Below are 15,522 nucleotides of genomic sequence, written 5' to 3' on the forward strand. Positions count from 1 at the left end.
CCTTCCGCATGCGCAACGTTCGTCCTGCCCCGGCACGCGCCCATGCGCGCGGCTTCACGCTCATCGAGCTGATGGTCACGCTGGCCGTGCTGGTGGTGCTGATCGCCATCGCCGTGCCCTCGTTCGACAGCATCCGGCTGTCCACGCGGCTGAGCAGCTACGCCACCGCGCTGGTCGCGGGCACCCAGCTGGCGCGCAGCGAGGCCATCAAGCGCAACGCCCCCATCACCCTGTGCGCCTCGGCCGACGGCACCAGCTGCAGCACCAACGGGCAGTGGGAAGCCGGCTGGATCGTGCGCAGCGACACGCAGGTGCTGCGCGTCGAGCCCGCGGCCGCCAGCGGCTACCGGCTGCGCGAGGCCGGCGGCGCCAGCGCCGTCGTGTTCCAGGCCACCGGCCTGGGCGCGGGCCAGAGCCGCATCACCATCTGCCGAGCCACCCCGAGCGCCGACCCGTCGCGCGCCGTGAGCATCAGCGCCACGGGGCGCACCACCGTCACCCGGTCGAGCGGCGGCACCTGTGCCGCGACCTGACCCCGGCCAGCCGAGGGGGTCCACCGGACGAACGACAATAAGGCCCTGTGGCAAGCCCGGGCGCCGGTCCCGCCTTTCTTGCCTTGACGACCTTCACCAGGAACAACGCTCCCGCATTCATGGAACACCGGCTGGACTGGGCCCTTGCCGCCTGCGCTCGCATCCTCAGGCCCGTGGTCCGGCTGGCGCTGGCCATGGGCGTCAAGCACCCGCACCTCGAAGCCCTGCTGCGCGACCTGCTCATCGAGGAAGCCCAGCGCACCTGGCGCGGCCAGGGCGTGACCAAACCCAACCTCAGCCAGATTTCGGTCACCACCGGGCTGAACCGCAAGGTCGTCACCGCCAAGGTCCGCGCCACCGTCGATCCGCTGCCCCACACCGAGCTGTCAGCGGCTGCCAAGACTTTTACGTTGTGGTTACAGATGACCACCGACGACGACACCCTGCGCCGCCTGCCCGTCGTCACCGAGGGTGACGGGCCCTCGTTCGAGCGCGTGGCCCGACTGGCCAGTCGGGGCAACGTGCACCACCGCACCATCCTGGACGAACTGGTGCGCCTGCAGATGGTGGCCGAGAGCGACGGCAGCGCCGAACTCACGGCCGACGGCTTCGTGCCGGTGGAAGACCTGCAGTCGATGCTCGCCTTCCTGGGCGACAACGGCCGCGACCACCTGCTGGCCGCCGTCTCCAACACCCTGGGCGACAAGCCCCGCATGCTCGAGCGCGCCGTGTACGCGCGCGGGCTCTCCCTGGCCGACTGCACGGCCATCGAGCGCCTCGTGCGCGAGCGCTGGGCCGGCCTGCACCACGAGCTGGCCCGCGAGATGACCGAGGCCGTCGACCGCGTGCCTCCCGAGGCCAAGGCCACCACGAAGGCGCGCATCCGCGTCGGCATCTACACGTACTACGAAGACGAAGAAGGCGCGCCCGCCCCTCGCGCGCCAAAGAACAACGAGCCTGCCCGATGACCACGATCTCCCCCTCCTTGCGACTGGCGCGCGGCCTGCTGATTGCCGGCGCCATGGCCCTGCTTCTCTCCTGCGGAGGCGGCGGTGGCGGTGGCGGCGGTGGCGGCGGTGGCACGACCGGCTTCGGCGTGCCCGGCACGACGGCCACCGGTAACGGCACCGGCAGCAATGGTGGTGGCGGCGACGGCAGCGCCGGTTCGGGTGACGCCGCAGGCTCCAGCGGCAGCAACGGCACGGGGACCGGCACGGGCACCGGCGGCGGCGGCGACAGCACCGCCAGCAACACCAACGGCGACGGCTCGGGCGTGGGCTCCGGCGGCACCGGCGTGACCGCCGACGCCGCCGGCATCGGCGCGGCCGACGGCCTGGGCAGCGTGATCCTCAACGGCCTGCGCTACAACACCGACAGCGCCACCTTCAGCCTCGAGGACACCACCGAGCTGCAGATCGGCATGAGCGCGCGCATCGCCGGCAAGGTCGACGCCAACTTCACCAGCGGCATCGCCGCCACCGTCGTCTCGGCCGCCGAGCTGCGCGGCGCCGTGTCGGCCATCGACCTGAAGGACGGCAGCTTCACCGTCATGGGCGCCCGCGTGACCACCGACAACGCCACCGTCTGGGGCGACGCCAAGGGCACCGGCGACCTCGTCGACGGCGCCGTGGTGCAGGTGTGGGGCCTGCCCGCCGCGCCGGGCATCCTGCGCGCCACGCGCGTGCTGGTGGCGCCCGCCACCACCGCCCCGCTGGCGACCGGCACCGTGCAGAACCTCGACCGCGGCACCCAGCAGTTCACGCTCGGCCTGCTGACCGTCGACTTCGGCGGCGCGGCCTTCGGCCCCGGCATCGATGCCGCGAGCCTGGCCAACGGCGCCCTCGTCCGCGTGCGCGGCACGGCGGCACCGGCCGCCGGCCGCTTCACCGCCACCCAGGTGCAGGGCTGGTACGCCATTCCCTCGGCCGACGGCATCGCGCTGCAGCTGGCCGGCGTGGTCACCGACTTCGCCGCGCTGGGCGACTTCCGCGTGCTCGGCAACAAGATCGACGCGCGCAACGCCCAGATCACCGGCGGGCCCAGCGGCTCCATCGGCAACGGCGTGAAGGTGGAGGTCGACGGTTTCCTCTCGAGCCAGGTGCTCGTGGTCAAGAAACTGCGCATCCGCCACGTGCCCGGCACCGGCGGGCCGGTGTCGTTCACCGTGATCGGCGCCATCGGCGGCTACCGGTCGGCCGCCGACTTCACCGTGCGCGGCCAGCGCGTGGATGCCAGCGGCTCCGGTACCATCTTCGAAAACGGCACCGCCGCAGACCTGGGCAACGGCAAGCGCGTGACCGTTGTCGGCGACCATGTGGTCGACGGCGTGCTCATCGCCCAGCGCGTGAGCTTCACGCTGCCCTGAGGTCCGGGCCCCGGCGGTCCGGCCGCGCAGTGCATGCACCCAGGGTGCACGCACCGCGCACCCCACAGGCCACGCCACCCACGGCGCGACCGGATCGATCGGAGCCATGGACACCCACACCACCTCTGCGCCCGCGCCCACCACGTCGCCCCGCTGCTGCATCGCCGGCGGCGGCCCGGCCGGCATGGTGCTGGGCCTGCTGCTTGCGCGCGCGGGCGTGCCCGTCGTCGTGCTCGAGAAACACCTCGACTTCCTGCGCGACTTCCGCGGCGACACCGTGCACCCTTCCACCCTCGAAGTGCTGCACGAGCTCGGCCTGCTCGACGCCTTCCTGCAGCGCCCGCACAACCGCATCGAAGAGCTGCGCGGCACCTACGAAGGCCGCGGCGTGACCATTGCCGACTTCAGGCGGCTGCCCACGCACGCCCGCTTCCTCGTGCTCATGCCGCAGTGGGAGTTCCTGGACTTCATGTGCGACGAGGCGCGGCGCTACCCCGGCTTCGAGCTGTGGACCGACGCCGAGGCCATCGGCCTGCTGCAGGACAAGGGCCGCGTCAACGGCGTGAAAGTGCGCGTCGGCGCCCGCAGCCCCGACAGCGGCGGCCCGAAGGACATCGAGCTGCACGCCTCCCTCATCGTGGCCGCCGACGGCCGCCACTCCACCTTGCGCGACGCGGCGGCGCTGCCGCACATCAGCTACGGCGCGCCCATCGACGTGCTGTGGATGCGCCTTCCCAAGCGCCCCGGTGACCCCGAAGCCACCGGCGGCCACATCGCCGCGGGCCACCTCCTGGTGACGCTCAACCGGGGCGACTACTGGCAATGCGCCTTCGTCATCCGCAAGGGCGGCAGCGCCGAACTGCAGTCGCGCGGCATTGCCGCCTTCCATGCCGAGATCGCGCGCATCGCGCCCTTCTTTGCCACCCGCCTGCCCGAGGCCCTGCCCGACTGGGAGGCCGTGAAGCTGCTCGAAGTGAGCGTCGACCGGCTCGAATCGTGGTCGTGCCCCGGCCTGCTGTGCATCGGCGACGCCGCGCACGCCATGTCGCCCGTGGGTGGCGTCGGCATCAACCTCGCCGTGCAGGACGCCGTGGCCGCCGCCAACCTGCTGGCCGCGTCGCTGGCCGGCAGCGCCACCGACAAGGAGATCGACAACCTGCTGCCCCAGCTGCAGCGCCGCCGCGAATGGCCCGTGCGCGTCACCCAGGCCGCGCAGCGCCTCGTGCAAGACCGCGTGCTGATGCCCGTGCTCAGCCGCAAGGCGGCTGCATCGACCGCGCCCCGCCCCATGCCCTGGCCCCTGCGCCTGCTGGGGCGCTGGCCGTGGCTGCGCACCCTGCCCGCGCGCGCCGTGGGCATCGGCGTGCGGCCGGAACACGTGCGGTCGCCGCGCGCCTAACGCGCGAGCCAGGTTCGTCGGATCAGCCGGGCCGGCGCGCCTGCGTCGGCTGGCGCGACCAGTACACGCCGTCGAGCCGGTCGAGCCGCACCTCGCCGCCCGTAGACGGCGCATGCACGAAGCGCCCGTCGCCCACATAGATGCCCGCATGCGTGGGCGACGCCGAGCCGAACAGCACCAGGTCACCCGAGCGAAGCTCCGACATCGGCACCGGCCGGCCGAAGCCCGCCATGCGCGACACCGTGCGCGGCGGCACCTGCCCCACGCTGTGGCGGTACACGTAGCCGATGAGCCCGCTGCAATCGAACCCGCCCTCGGGCGAATTGCCGCCGTAGCGGTACGGCGTGCCGACCAGCCCCAGCGCATGGATCGTGATGCTGTTCGACTGCTCCGACGTCAGCGGCGGGATGTTGCTGCTGGGCACCGAACCACCGGGCGCGCGCGCGGGCGGCGGGCTCGCGCAGCCGATGGCCAGGAGGCAGGCGGTGACGGCGGGAATCAGTCGGAACAGGAGCCGCTGCTGCAGCAGCGACAGCGATGCGGGGGAATGAGGAGGCGTCGGCAATGGTGTGTCGAGCATGGGCGCAGGCCGGTCTTGTGGACGTGGCCCGACTCTAGCGCGAGTGGGCCGGATCGCAATGCAGAGCCCCTTGGCGGGCGACAACGCCCTCGCCCTTCATCGCCATCAGCTGAAGCCGAAGACCAGCAGCAGGTTGTTCGCAGGCATCGCGTGCCGCTCGCGCAATGCGAGGCCGACGCGGTGCGCCTCTGCCACCACGTCGTCGAGACGACGAATGCCCCACGCGGGATTGCGCGCGCGCAGGTCTTCGTCGAACGCCAGATTGCTCGGCGCCGTGGGGCCGTGCTGTGCTTCGTCTTCGAAGTAAGGCCCGTAGGTGATCAGCACGCCGGTGCCGGCACGCAGATGCCGCGCGGCACCGGCCATCAGCGCGGCGCAGGTGGGCCAAGGTGCGATGTGCAGCATGTTGGCGCAGTAGATGGCGTCGAACTCTTCTTCCTCTTCTTTGCCTTCTTGAGCGAACGCGGGGCCTTGCGAGGGCCACTGCGGCGCCATCACGTCGAGCAGCAGCGGCGGACGCAGATTGGGCAGCGCGGCGTGCTCGACGCGACTGGCGATCGCGGGGAGCGAACGGGCGTCTGCGTCGGTGGGCTGCCAGGTCCATGAAGGCATGGCGGCGGCGAACCAGGCGGCGTGCTGGCCTGTGCCGGAGGCGATTTCCAGTGCGGTGCCGCGCTCACCAAGGATGCGGGTCAGGGCATCGAGGATGGGTTGTTTGTTGCGGTCGGCGGCGGGGCTGAAAGGGAGGTCGGGCATCACGAGAAGCTTCGGGCAGGTACAACTTACAGGGTATCAAAGCAAGATCGCTCAGATCCGTTTCGTAGTTCCGCAATGTCGGCAATGCAGCGGTTGCGGTCGATCAGCAACTCTGGATCGAGGGCAGCTTTCGACCCAATACCGACGTTCGCGTCGCCCCCCATGTGGATTGAGCAATGCCTCCCCACTTGCTGCTTCCATGAATGCTTCAACGGTGAACTGCAGTTGACGGTCAGCGTAGTCAGTGAGCATCTGATCGATGAAACGCGTCGGTACGACTACTTTGCGGAAGCCAAGCTTGATCTGAAACTCGACACACGCTTGAGCCACAGCAAGCGCCTGCGCCTCGAAGGTAGATGTCTGAAATCCGCCGTCAACGCTCTGCGGAAAAAACGCGTAAGTCAGAAGCTTTGGCTTTCTGGAACTTGGGAGATAGAACTGAGGGTCAAACGACGATGTTGCGCGTGTCCCCGGCTCTTAGGATTTTTTTGAGTCAATGTTGTCTGGGCAAACGCTAGGCGTCTTGTTTTGCCGGTGGCTGCGGCAACAGAATATCGCGCCAAACTATCTGAGTGGTGGCCTGCAGATTCTGCTCAAACTCCGACAACTTCGAGTTTCCGGGATGGCTTTCGACGGCGGAAGCCACGACTTCGCGGCATCCTTCCATATCGCCGCTGAGTCGAAGTCGCTCAGCCAGCTCTAAGGAAAGTGCGGCCTCGAACAGTCGAGGAAATCTCAATCCGTTTTCCGCCGCGCGCCGACGAAGATATGAGTGCAGAGTCGCTCGATGGATCTCAAGCGACCAGGGGACGGTCACTCCGGCCACCGCATGAGCGATCAAAGCTTCGGACGATGGCTCATCGAGTTCTTGCTCGATCAAGGTATCTATCTCTAGCGGCGTTTCGACTGCATCTTGCTTGGAGGCATGCAGGTTGAAAAGAAAGTGCAGCGCCAAATAAGGCAACCGCAGACGTCTCTCGATGCGGGGTACGAACGCGTTTGCAGCCAGCAGCACTGATTTCAGATCAGTCAATGCCGCATTGGGCTCCAGCAACAGGCAGGATGAAAGCTGATCCAGGAAACCCTCGAGCTTGTTGCGGCCAGCCATCTGAAGGTCTCCGTCAGCGCGGCCAACCCAATATTGAGCTGCTAGACGGAGTTGAACAACGCCGCTTCGCTCGCCGTGGTAGTTATAGGGCTCCTGCTTTATGGCGGGTTGACGCATGACGAACTCAATAATGGCATTGCGCATCAAACGTGAGAGGCCTTCAAGAGTCAGATGGGTGGTGCGACCTTCGATCGCCGTCTCGCCATGGCAGTGGCCCATCGTCAACAGGTCGGGCAAGCGGCGCAGTTGATGAACGTATTTGGATCGAGATTGATAGGCCGCCCCAAGTGCCTCGACCAAATCAGATTTCCCAAGGAGCAGGCCCACATGCGCGCCAGGTGGCGCTTGTCGAAAATACGTGGGGGAGACATGAGAAACCACGAACTCCCGAAAGCGGCGACCTAGTGCAACGTGCTCAACGCTCAGAAGCGCCGCTCTGACGCGCGTTGCTACCTGGTCGTCCGCCTCTGAGAGCGCCTCATCGATCGCCTTGCGCTTGCGCGGATCAAACGAATCCCAGTCACCCTTATGCCCGTCAAAGTCCTGAGCCAGCGATTCGACAGAGGCCACGAGCAACGTGTAGGCCAGCTCCAGATCGTCGGCAATGCGGTGCATTGCGTTGACGTAGGTCCGAAGCGCACGCATGACGCCCAGAAAAGTACGACGCGGTAAGTCAATGAGTTTGCCAACAAATATTCCCAAGAACTCCCGCTCCTCTGGCTTGCACCAAATCTCCGCATCGAAGAATCGCATCACGAGCGCTTGCGGAGCGATCCTCGTCGCCAAACCGCGCTGACCGCTGGTCAACCTGCGGGCTAAGTCAACGTCCGGCGTGCAAACGCAGTTCAACGCAAAGGAGGCAACTACTGAATAGTCCTGCAGATACGGCTCGACGCCGGATGAGACAAGCACTCCCGGCTTGCGCGCTTCGCCCTCCATGCGTTCCGTCAACTCATAGACCAGCACATTGGGCCGTATCGCGTAGCTTGACGATGGCAGCAGTCTACCGGCGGCGGTCTCGATTACCTCTTCCCTGGCAAAGATGGAATTTGTGTAGAGCATTCCTCGAAGGAGGTTCTCTCTGCCCGCTGCTTCGGCAAATAGCTTTCCAGTTGCGATCTGAAGCATTCGATCTCCCGTTTGTCCGCTGGCATCTTCGAGCCACTGTACAGCCGTCATACCTTTTGGTCGCTGTCGCGAGGTCTTCGGGCGAAATTCATCAGCGGACCTGCAGGAGCAGTCCGTTGTCCCGCCAAGATTTGTCTTAGCCCGGGCAACTGCGGATGATCTATATAGAACAACTGCGGCTCATCTAGCAATTCGTTCGATGGAGCCGCGGCCTTCTTCGCCACCACCACCTTGCTACTTTGTGTCCTCGGCGCTCTCGGCGGGGCGGCGGCGATGCCCACGCGCCGCGCGCATAGAACGCGGGATCGGCGACTCTCGCTCAGCGGAGATGGCACCGCTTGTACTTCAGGCCGCTTCCACAGGGACAGGGGTCGTTGCGCCCGATCTTGATCCGACGGGCCCTTTTCGCGTCGATCAATTGGGCCAAGGCCTGCGTACCCGCGCGGGCATCCTGCATGCCTTGCGTCTCCCTTTCCATCGCATCGTCCGGCTCCCAAGGCGCGACGAGCGTAACGCCGAAGCGGATGCCGCAATCCTGAGGCCGCAGACACAGCCCAAACCATTTCGCCGCGCGCTCCTTATACTTGCGCAGGCCGCAGTACGTTTGCAGAGTGGCCATGGCGTCGACACGGGGATCGGTGTTGATGTGAATCGTCAAACCGGCCTCACCCTCGCCGAACGCGACCGTCAGGTCGTGATGCCGGCCGTCGGCGCGCGCCGCTGCAGCCAGTTTGTCGATGCCGCGGCTCACTTGCTTTATTGTGTCTCCGCTGACTGCCAACAACAGGAAGCCCAGATCAATGGTCGCCGGGTCCGGGCGATCTTCAATCTGCGAAATCACATTTCCCAAAGTGGTGGCTTCGTGATGGCGAGTGAGAATGCCCGGAGGGATCGCAGCCCCTTCGATGCCCATACGACGCACTTGCATCGCGATGTCCAATCCGGCAGTGAAGTCATCGGCCAGTTGCATCATCCCTATCTCAGGCTCAATCCATAGGTTTTTGTGAAGGTGGTAGCCCAAGATGGTCAGTTCCTGCGATGCCAACAATTTGTCGCCGTAGACAACACGTCGATTGAGGTAGCTCAAGAATTGAAGCGGCGACTGCAGCATCTCCGTCATCACGTCCAGCGCGAAAACGTCCATCACCATGGGCGACATCACTCGCTGTGCCTGCACGACCTCGAGAAAGTGACGCACTTGAAAGCTCAGCGCCGGATAGTGGTCGCTGACGACGCAGACCGGGTAGATCTCCTCCAGCGAATCAGGAAGCACCACGACTCTTCCATCTGCGGCCTGTAGCGCATACCCCGCGTTACCCAAGCAGTTCGCGCATGTGATTGCCTGGTCGTAGCTTTCCTGAACGCCCTTGCGGAAGTCGTCCTGGATCACCTGATCGTTGCCTTTGCGCGCTTCCAGCGTGAGCCGTTTGGACTTGGCTTGAACGACGATGGCTCTGTTCCCCCAGACCACAAGGGTGTCGATCTCACCGATCTTGATGCCCTTTGCCGCATGAATGTCCACCCCCCGAAACACTCGCGTTTCTCCGAAAACCAGTGCCAAGCGTTCGGTGACAAACGCCTCGGTGAAATCGCCTCGGTTCTTGGCGAGCGTGGGACGGTACGGCTTGTCCGCGGTCATCCAATAGAACGGCGAGTCGTAAAGCGCCTCAGCCAAACCGTATGCCTGCAGCGACAGATAGCGTCCGTCTGGCGCGCGCAGGAGTGGGGTCGAGCTGACGATGTTGAAGTCGTTCAGCGTCTGAAATCCCGCGTTGCGCTCCGCTGGTGAGCACGTGAATGCATCGAGCACATGCGTCACAACGTCGGAGTCCATGCCGGAGGTTGTGGCAACGTCCTCCGAGGAAATGATGAAAAAGGGCAACATCGACCACTGATCGGGAGGCAGCTGAGCGATCTGCTGACGACCGCGCTCGAAGTGGTCCGTGTGCACGCGCTCCACCGCGCTCGCCACGGCTGCAGCTTGCGCCATGTCGAAGCCACGGTGCTTGCGCAGCCAATCGGCGTCTGCGCCGTACCTGCGCGGCGCCAGCGCGCGATACTGAAAGTTGTAGGCCGACTCACCGCTGTAGAAGATCGGCTCGCGCAACACCTTGCCACTTCGGAAGGGATTGAAGCCTTCGCTGGCAATCAACTCAGGGGTCAAGTCTTTCGTGAACTCGCTGGAGAGCGCACCGTGAAGTTCCTCGAGCAGTTGGTAGCTGCGGTCCAAGTATTGCTGTAACTGTTCAGCCGCGGGCAGCTCCCACGTGACCTCTGCCTTGATCATCAAACCAAAGAGTGTGTTGATCTCCGTGCGAATCAGTCGCGAAGGATCGAACAGATTCTGTACGTCCTTCTCCACCATGTTCCCGGCATAGAGAACGATGTTGTCGCGAAAGCAGATGAATGCCAGCGCATGGACGAACCCAGGCTGAACGCACAGCGCAGCCAGCTCAGCAAAGATTTCTCCTTCGGGTCGCCCGGTCTCTTTCATGCGGCCAACATAACGCCGCACTCAACTTTAAGCAACGTGGAATCCGAGCAACCGGTCACCCGAATCGAATGTCGACTTTGGGTATGAATTGGACGGTCAAGTGCATCGTGTCGATCGACCGCTGTCAGTCTGAAGCAGCCGCCCCGATATCCAATACCGGGGCCAAGCTCTCACCCTCCCCCACTCTCCTGAAACAACGCCGCCGCATCCCGCGCCAAATCCGAAGCGATCCAAAGCAGGTTGTCCCGATGCCCAGCCCCCGCATCTTCGAACCATCCATCGCCGGCGCCGTGGCAACACCACAGCAGTGAGTTCAGTTGTTCCAGCTTGCATTCCAGCAGGTCTGCTGCGCTGGGGGTGGTCGCGTGGGGAGAGGCCGGCGCGGTAGCGCGGGCCATAATTCGTTTAGCCATTTGTTGTGCTCCTTCTCAAAGATTGCACGTCACTTGGTTAGACGGTCATGGTGTTCGCGCACCGTGGCCGTCGCCTTTTGTGCCTCACGTTCGCATCGATCGATCTGCATCGGTGGCCCGCCGTGAGGCGAAGCGGTTCATTCATTCGCTCAATCAGTCAGTGGTCCGTGGTGTGGTGTGTGCTGCCCTCCTCGCCCACATGGCGGGTCGTTTCATCACAGGGGCATTCACTGTAGAGAAGTCCCGCCCGGCACAGAGAGAAATTTCGCCGAGGAATGCGCGGTTCGCGCAAGTAATCGCGCTGCGGCAGCGGCGATTCACAAAGCCCTGACAGTCAGGCCCTGAAAGCAGGGACCGAGCCCCGCATCGAAAGCAGCGCCTCAGCCCTGCCCGCCGAACTCCCGCGCGTGCTCCACCGCGTACTTGATGAGCTCCGCCTGCCCTTCGATGCCCAGGCGCCGCTTGATGCTCTGGCGGTGCGCCTCCACGGTGCGCACGCTCAGGCCGAGGTCGCGCGCGATCTGCTTGCTCGATTCGCCGCGGCCGAGCGCGCTCAAGATTTCGCTCTCGCGCGGCGTGAGCAGCGGGCGCGGGGTCTGGTTGCGAAAGAGTTTCTTCGACACAGCCGGGCTCAAGAAGGTGCCGCCCGCCGACACGGCCTCGATGGCCGCCACGATCTCCGCGGCCGGCGCGTCTTTCAGCACGTAGCCGCGCGCGCCGACCTGCAGGGCCTTCTGCACGTACTCGGGGTTGTCGTACATGCTGAGCATCACGATGTGCGGCGCGGGCTGCTGGTGCTGCGGCTGTTGTTGCAGCAGCAGCGCCGCCAGCTCGATGCCGTTCATGTCCTTCATGCCCACGTCCATGAGCACGAGGTGCGGCTGCGCGGGGCCGATGAGTGCCAGCGCCTCGGCCGCGCTGCCGGCCTCGCCCACGATCTCCAAGCCGGGCATGGCGCCCAGGCGCGCGCGCAGGCCGTCGCGCACCAGCGGGTGGTCGTCGACCAGGAACAGGCGCACGACCACGGGGGCAGCGGCAGCAGCGGCGGGGTCTTCTTTCATGGTCGCTATTCTGGCTTTGCGCGCCGCACGGGCACTTCGGCCACGATGGAGGTGTGGCCCCGGCCCGAGCGCATGCGCAGCCGGCCTTCGATGGACTCCATGCGCTCGCGCATGTTGCGCAGGCCGATGCCGCGTTGCGGGTCGAGCTGCATGGCCTCGACGTTGAAGCCGACGCCGTCGTCGCTGATCTCCAGGCGCACGGCCTCTTCGTCGAAGCTCAGTGCGATGTGCACCTGTTGCGCACGTGCGTGTTTATGCACATTGGTCAACGCTTCCTGCGTGACGCGAAAGAGCGCGGTCTTGGCTTCCTGCGACAGCTCGAAGGGTTCGCCCTCGACCATGATGGATGCGTCCACGCCGCCTTCTTCACCGAACTCGGCGCCCAGGCGCTCCAGCGCGGCGGGCAGGCCCAGGGTGTCGAGCAGCGCGGGGCGCAGCCGGTGCGAGATGCGGCGCACCTCAGTGAGCGAATCGTTCAGCCGCTGCAGCGCCTTGCCGAGCGCGGGCGGCGGCGACTGGTGCGCGCGGTCGAGCTGCTCCACGGCCGATTCGATGAGCAGCTTGGCCGACACGAGCGTCTGGCTGGTGCCGTCATGCAGTTCGCGCGCGAGGTGGCCGCGCTCTTCTTCCTGCGACTGCACCACGCGGCGCGCGAGCAGGCGCAGCTTGGCTTCGGCGGTGCGGTGCTCGCTGAGGTTGAGCAGCAGCCCGGCCGCGCTGACCACGCCCAGGCACAGCGCGGCGATGCCGGCGATCCATAGCAGCGTGGCGGTGACGTTGGCGTTCATCTGCCGGTCGAGGGTGTCCATGGTCGACTGGATGTCGTCCAAGTACAGGCCGGTGCCGACCATCCAGTTCCAGCGCGGCAGTGCGGTGACGTAGCCGAGCTTGGGCGCCATCTGCGCGCTGGAGGGCTTGCGCCATTCGTACTCGACGTAGGCGCCGCCCTTGTCGCGCGCGCCCTTGATCAGCTCCTGGATGGTGAAGCGGCCATGCGAATCGCGCAGGTTCCACAGGTTCTGGCCGACCAGCTCGGGCTGGCGCGAGTGCATGAGCGAGTTGCCGTCCATGTCGTAGACGAAAAAGTAGCCGTCGTCGCCGTAGTTGAGCGTGGCCAGACGGCGCAGGGCTTCGGTGCGCGTGGCCTCGTCGTCCAGGCCCGACTCGTACAGCGGCAGCAGGTTGCTCACGGCCAGGTCGACGTAGCTGCGCAGCTCGCTGCGGCGCTGGGCCATGTAGCTGCGCTCGATGAGCGCCCGCTCGCGCTGGGCCAGGTCGTGCTCCTGGTGGCGCACGGCCAGGGCCACGAGCACCAGCGCCACCAGCAGGGGCGCAACGGCCAGCGCGACGATCTTGGTGCGGAGGTTCATCGGGGAGGGAGACTACCACTGGGGCGGCGCGGGCTTCCGGCTGGCCGACCGTGGAGGAATCCCATTCGGGTAACGATCGATACGAGTGTGTCTTGACGGAGCGGCTTACAAAGCCGGACCTGCACTACATACAAAGGGAGGACTGCATGGACAACACCGCACATCGTCTGGCTTCGGGGCTTGCGAACAAGAGGCACCCGACGCCCCGGCCGAGGACGGGCTTTGACAGCTGGGCCGAGGGCGTCGACAAGGCCGACGACCAATGGAACGCCTATGACTGCGAGATCCGCTCGGCGGTCAACGAATACAACATGCACCTCTCACGCACACCGGGCTATGTCCCGCTGGACTGGCAGGTGGTCAAGGCCATGCTGTGGGTGGAAACCGGCGCCAAGTCGCTCGCTTGGAAGTCGAGGCCGATGCAGATCGGCCACATCGAAGACGCCGGACTGATGGCGCTGCTCGGAGACCGCGAAGGTGGTGACCTGGTCGTTCCGCCTTCTCTGCGAGTCAGCTTGTCGGCCAGCTCGGTCAGGGCCGAGCCGGTTCCGAACATTCGCGCGGGCATCGGCTATCTCCTGATGCGCATGGCAACGTTCGAGTTCAAGAGCATCTTGAACGCGGACGACAAGGTCTACGAGGTCACAGTGAAGGACGGCGACAGTCTTGAAAGAATCGCCAGGGCACAAGGGAGCACGCCGGAGGTCATGAAGAAGCTCAATCCGTCTGCGCACCTGCTCAAGGCGGGTCAGGTGCTGAAGTTCCAGAAGGCGGCGGTCAGGAAGGTCATCACGGGATGGATGCCCCTCACCCCATCGCGCATCGCCACCCGCTACAACGTCGGCGATCCAGACTACGCCCGGAAGATGGACCATGCATTGCCCGCAGCGCGCAAGGCAAAGGAGGCGGTATGCAGATGAGCCGAGCGTTCGCGCTGGTCGCGCTTGTCCTGGCAAGTCCAGGCACCGCCCTTGCGGACGCCCCGTTCACGGGGAAGTTCAGCGGAACAGGCCGCGCATGCTCAGGCGGCCTGTATGTGCGCACCAAGACCATCGAGTGGAACTCGAGCTTCAGCATCTGCAAGCCCGCGCGCTATGAGGTTCTCGACAACGAGCTGGACAAGGAAGAAGGCGAGCGGATCGCATTTCGCCTCCAGTCTCCCAGTCGCCACTGCCTGTACAAGGTGGTCGAGGTGCAACGGCTGAGTACCTATTCCTGGGATGTGCGGGGCTACCAGTCGATGGAGTCGTACCGCAACCGCGCCCTGCCCGACTGGGCCAACTCGCCGCTTGAAGAGCGATTGATCATGTCGTGTCCCATGACACGCCTGGATTGAGTGTTCGCCTTCAGTGCAGGCTCGTAGGCCGCCCCGAAGCCACCCACGCATCCAGCCCCCCCGTCAGCGGCAGCGCCCGCCGCGCCCCGCGCGCCAGCAGCACGCGCGCGGCCTGCGCGGCCGAGACCTCGTTGGGGCAGTTGCAGTACAGCACCACGTCGCGGTCGGGATCGATGGTGAGGTCCAGGTTGCGCTGCTGCAGGGCCTTGAGGGTGTACGACAGCGCCCCCGGAATGCGGCGCGGGTCGACCTGCACGCCGGCTTCGCCGCGCACGTCGATCACCAGCGGCGGCACGTCGCCGCTCATCAGGTCGAACAGTTCGTCGACGCTGATGCGCGGCATGCCGGTGAGCCGCGCGAAGGCGCGGCGGCGCCAGTAGCGCACGGCGAGCATCACGAGCAGCACCACGCCCAGCGCGGCGGTGGCGATGCCGCCGGCCTGCGCCAGCACGGCGAGCACCTGCTGGATCTGGTCGCGAAAGAGCCAGCCCAGGCCGAGGAAGAGGCCCGTCCAGACCAGCGCGGCGACGATGTCGAAGCCGACAAAGCGCCGCACCGACATGCCCAATGCGCCGGCCATGGGCGGCGCCACCACGGACACGCCGGGCACGAACTTGGCGGCCACGAGCGACATGCCGCCCCAGTCGGAAATGAGCGATTCGCCGCGCCGCACGCACGAGTCCTGCGACAGCGAGATGCGGCACAGCAGCCGCATGAAGCGGTAGCCGAAGCGGCGCCCGGCATAGAACCACGCGCCGTCGCCCAGCAGGTTGGCGATCACGGCGGCCAGCACCACGCCGACCACCGACACGTCGCCCGCCGCCAGCAGCGCGCCGGTGACGACCAGCACGGCCGCGGCCGGCACGGGCAGGCCCAGGCGCGCGGCGAAGCTGGCGGCAAACACCACCAGGATCGCGTTCTGCACCAGCAGCGACATCAGCTGCGCCATGCTGCAGGCCGCCGTTCGGTCGTTGCCAGG

At 65.9% G+C, this 15,522-nt stretch carries 14 protein-coding genes; 6 read left to right on the forward strand and 8 right to left on the reverse strand.

From position 1 onward, the window contains the following. Positions 1 to 8: 8 nt before the first annotated feature. From AC07Q9_RS03650 to AC07Q9_RS03665, 4 genes are all read left to right on the forward strand, one after another. A complete protein-coding gene (locus AC07Q9_RS03650) occupies positions 9 to 533 on the forward strand; it encodes a GspH/FimT family pseudopilin (protein WP_489062888.1) in 525 nt (174 codons plus the stop codon). A 119-nt stretch (positions 534 to 652) separates the two neighbouring features. Further along, the gene (locus AC07Q9_RS03655; protein WP_495307440.1) at positions 653 to 1,501 is read left to right on the forward strand and encodes a DUF6502 family protein; all 849 of its coding nucleotides are present in this window, start codon (positions 653 to 655) and stop codon (positions 1,499 to 1,501) included. After that, positions 1,498 to 2,898 (forward strand): DUF5666 domain-containing protein, encoded by a 1,401-nt coding sequence (locus tag AC07Q9_RS03660; RefSeq protein WP_495307442.1) that lies wholly within the window; start codon positions 1,498 to 1,500, stop codon positions 2,896 to 2,898. The genes AC07Q9_RS03655 and AC07Q9_RS03660 overlap by 4 nt, the downstream gene beginning before the upstream one ends. Before the next feature lie 106 nt (positions 2,899 to 3,004). After that, positions 3,005 to 4,297, forward strand: coding sequence for an FAD-dependent oxidoreductase (locus tag AC07Q9_RS03665; protein WP_495307444.1), 1,293 nt, complete (start codon positions 3,005 to 3,007; stop codon positions 4,295 to 4,297). 22 nt (positions 4,298 to 4,319) lie between these two features. Here AC07Q9_RS03665 and AC07Q9_RS03670 read toward each other — a convergent pair whose 3' ends face one another. From AC07Q9_RS03670 to AC07Q9_RS03700, 7 genes are all read right to left on the reverse strand, one after another. Then, on the reverse strand, positions 4,320 to 4,877 hold the full coding sequence (locus tag AC07Q9_RS03670) for a C40 family peptidase (RefSeq protein WP_492734285.1): 558 nt from the start codon (positions 4,875 to 4,877) through the stop codon (positions 4,320 to 4,322). A gap of 105 nt (positions 4,878 to 4,982) precedes the next feature. Beyond that, a complete protein-coding gene (locus AC07Q9_RS03675; RefSeq protein WP_495307445.1) occupies positions 4,983 to 5,633 on the reverse strand; it encodes a DUF938 domain-containing protein in 651 nt (216 codons plus the stop codon). Between the two features lie 514 nt (positions 5,634 to 6,147). Then, entirely contained in the window at positions 6,148 to 7,869 is a 1,722-nt protein-coding gene (locus tag AC07Q9_RS03680) for a hypothetical protein (protein ID WP_495307447.1), read from the reverse strand. Between the two features lie 319 nt (positions 7,870 to 8,188). Next, positions 8,189 to 10,363: an SEC-C metal-binding domain-containing protein gene (locus AC07Q9_RS03685; RefSeq protein WP_495307449.1), complete on the reverse strand. Its 2,175-nt coding sequence runs from the start codon at positions 10,361 to 10,363 to the stop codon at positions 8,189 to 8,191. A 170-nt stretch (positions 10,364 to 10,533) separates the two neighbouring features. Then, positions 10,534 to 10,776 (reverse strand): hypothetical protein, encoded by a 243-nt coding sequence (locus AC07Q9_RS03690; protein ID WP_495307450.1) that lies wholly within the window; start codon positions 10,774 to 10,776, stop codon positions 10,534 to 10,536. A 380-nt stretch (positions 10,777 to 11,156) separates the two neighbouring features. Then, on the reverse strand, positions 11,157 to 11,837 hold the full coding sequence (locus AC07Q9_RS03695) for a response regulator (protein ID WP_495307452.1): 681 nt from the start codon (positions 11,835 to 11,837) through the stop codon (positions 11,157 to 11,159). 5 nt (positions 11,838 to 11,842) lie between these two features. Next, positions 11,843 to 13,207: a cache domain-containing protein gene (locus AC07Q9_RS03700; RefSeq protein WP_495301208.1), complete on the reverse strand. Its 1,365-nt coding sequence runs from the start codon at positions 13,205 to 13,207 to the stop codon at positions 11,843 to 11,845. Positions 13,208 to 13,353: 146 nt separating this feature from the next. On the opposite strand from AC07Q9_RS03700, the gene AC07Q9_RS03705 reads away from it, so the two are divergent. Together AC07Q9_RS03705 and AC07Q9_RS03710 are read left to right on the forward strand one after the other, a co-directional pair. Next, positions 13,354 to 14,127 (forward strand): LysM peptidoglycan-binding domain-containing protein, encoded by a 774-nt coding sequence (locus AC07Q9_RS03705; protein ID WP_495307454.1) that lies wholly within the window; start codon positions 13,354 to 13,356, stop codon positions 14,125 to 14,127. Then, entirely contained in the window at positions 14,118 to 14,543 is a 426-nt protein-coding gene (locus tag AC07Q9_RS03710; RefSeq protein WP_495307456.1) for a hypothetical protein, read from the forward strand. The genes AC07Q9_RS03705 and AC07Q9_RS03710 overlap by 10 nt, the downstream gene beginning before the upstream one ends. Before the next feature lie 10 nt (positions 14,544 to 14,553). Here AC07Q9_RS03710 and AC07Q9_RS03715 read toward each other — a convergent pair whose 3' ends face one another. Continuing rightward, complete coding sequence (locus AC07Q9_RS03715) at positions 14,554 to 15,492, reverse strand: VTT domain-containing protein (protein ID WP_070061610.1); 939 nt, start codon at positions 15,490 to 15,492, stop codon at positions 14,554 to 14,556. Positions 15,493 to 15,522 lie beyond the last annotated feature (30 nt).

The organism is Variovorax sp. GW821-FHT09A10, assembly GCF_059418385.1.

Excerpts from the sequence above, each read along its gene's own strand:
- AC07Q9_RS03685 (WP_495307449.1), bottom strand. The coding sequence starts at position 10,363 with ATGAAAGAGACCGGGCGACCCGAAGGAGAAATCTTTGCTGAGCTGGCT.
- AC07Q9_RS03680 (WP_495307447.1), bottom strand. The coding sequence starts at position 7,869 with ATGCTTCAGATCGCAACTGGAAAGCTATTTGCCGAAGCAGCGGGCAGA.
- AC07Q9_RS03715 (WP_070061610.1), bottom strand. The coding sequence starts at position 15,492 with ATGGCGCAGCTGATGTCGCTGCTGGTGCAGAACGCGATCCTGGTGGTG.
- AC07Q9_RS03660 (WP_495307442.1), top strand. The coding sequence starts at position 1,498 with ATGACCACGATCTCCCCCTCCTTGCGACTGGCGCGCGGCCTGCTGATT.
- AC07Q9_RS03710 (WP_495307456.1), top strand. The coding sequence starts at position 14,118 with ATGCAGATGAGCCGAGCGTTCGCGCTGGTCGCGCTTGTCCTGGCAAGT.
- AC07Q9_RS03705 (WP_495307454.1), top strand. The coding sequence starts at position 13,354 with ATGGACAACACCGCACATCGTCTGGCTTCGGGGCTTGCGAACAAGAGG.
- AC07Q9_RS03700 (WP_495301208.1), bottom strand. The coding sequence starts at position 13,207 with ATGAACCTCCGCACCAAGATCGTCGCGCTGGCCGTTGCGCCCCTGCTG.
- AC07Q9_RS03670 (WP_492734285.1), bottom strand. The coding sequence starts at position 4,877 with ATGCTCGACACACCATTGCCGACGCCTCCTCATTCCCCCGCATCGCTG.
- AC07Q9_RS03650 (WP_489062888.1), top strand. The coding sequence starts at position 9 with ATGCGCAACGTTCGTCCTGCCCCGGCACGCGCCCATGCGCGCGGCTTC.
- AC07Q9_RS03665 (WP_495307444.1), top strand. The coding sequence starts at position 3,005 with ATGGACACCCACACCACCTCTGCGCCCGCGCCCACCACGTCGCCCCGC.
- AC07Q9_RS03690 (WP_495307450.1), bottom strand. The coding sequence starts at position 10,776 with ATGGCTAAACGAATTATGGCCCGCGCTACCGCGCCGGCCTCTCCCCAC.
- AC07Q9_RS03675 (WP_495307445.1), bottom strand. The coding sequence starts at position 5,633 with ATGCCCGACCTCCCTTTCAGCCCCGCCGCCGACCGCAACAAACAACCC.
- AC07Q9_RS03695 (WP_495307452.1), bottom strand. The coding sequence starts at position 11,837 with ATGAAAGAAGACCCCGCCGCTGCTGCCGCTGCCCCCGTGGTCGTGCGC.
- AC07Q9_RS03655 (WP_495307440.1), top strand. The coding sequence starts at position 653 with ATGGAACACCGGCTGGACTGGGCCCTTGCCGCCTGCGCTCGCATCCTC.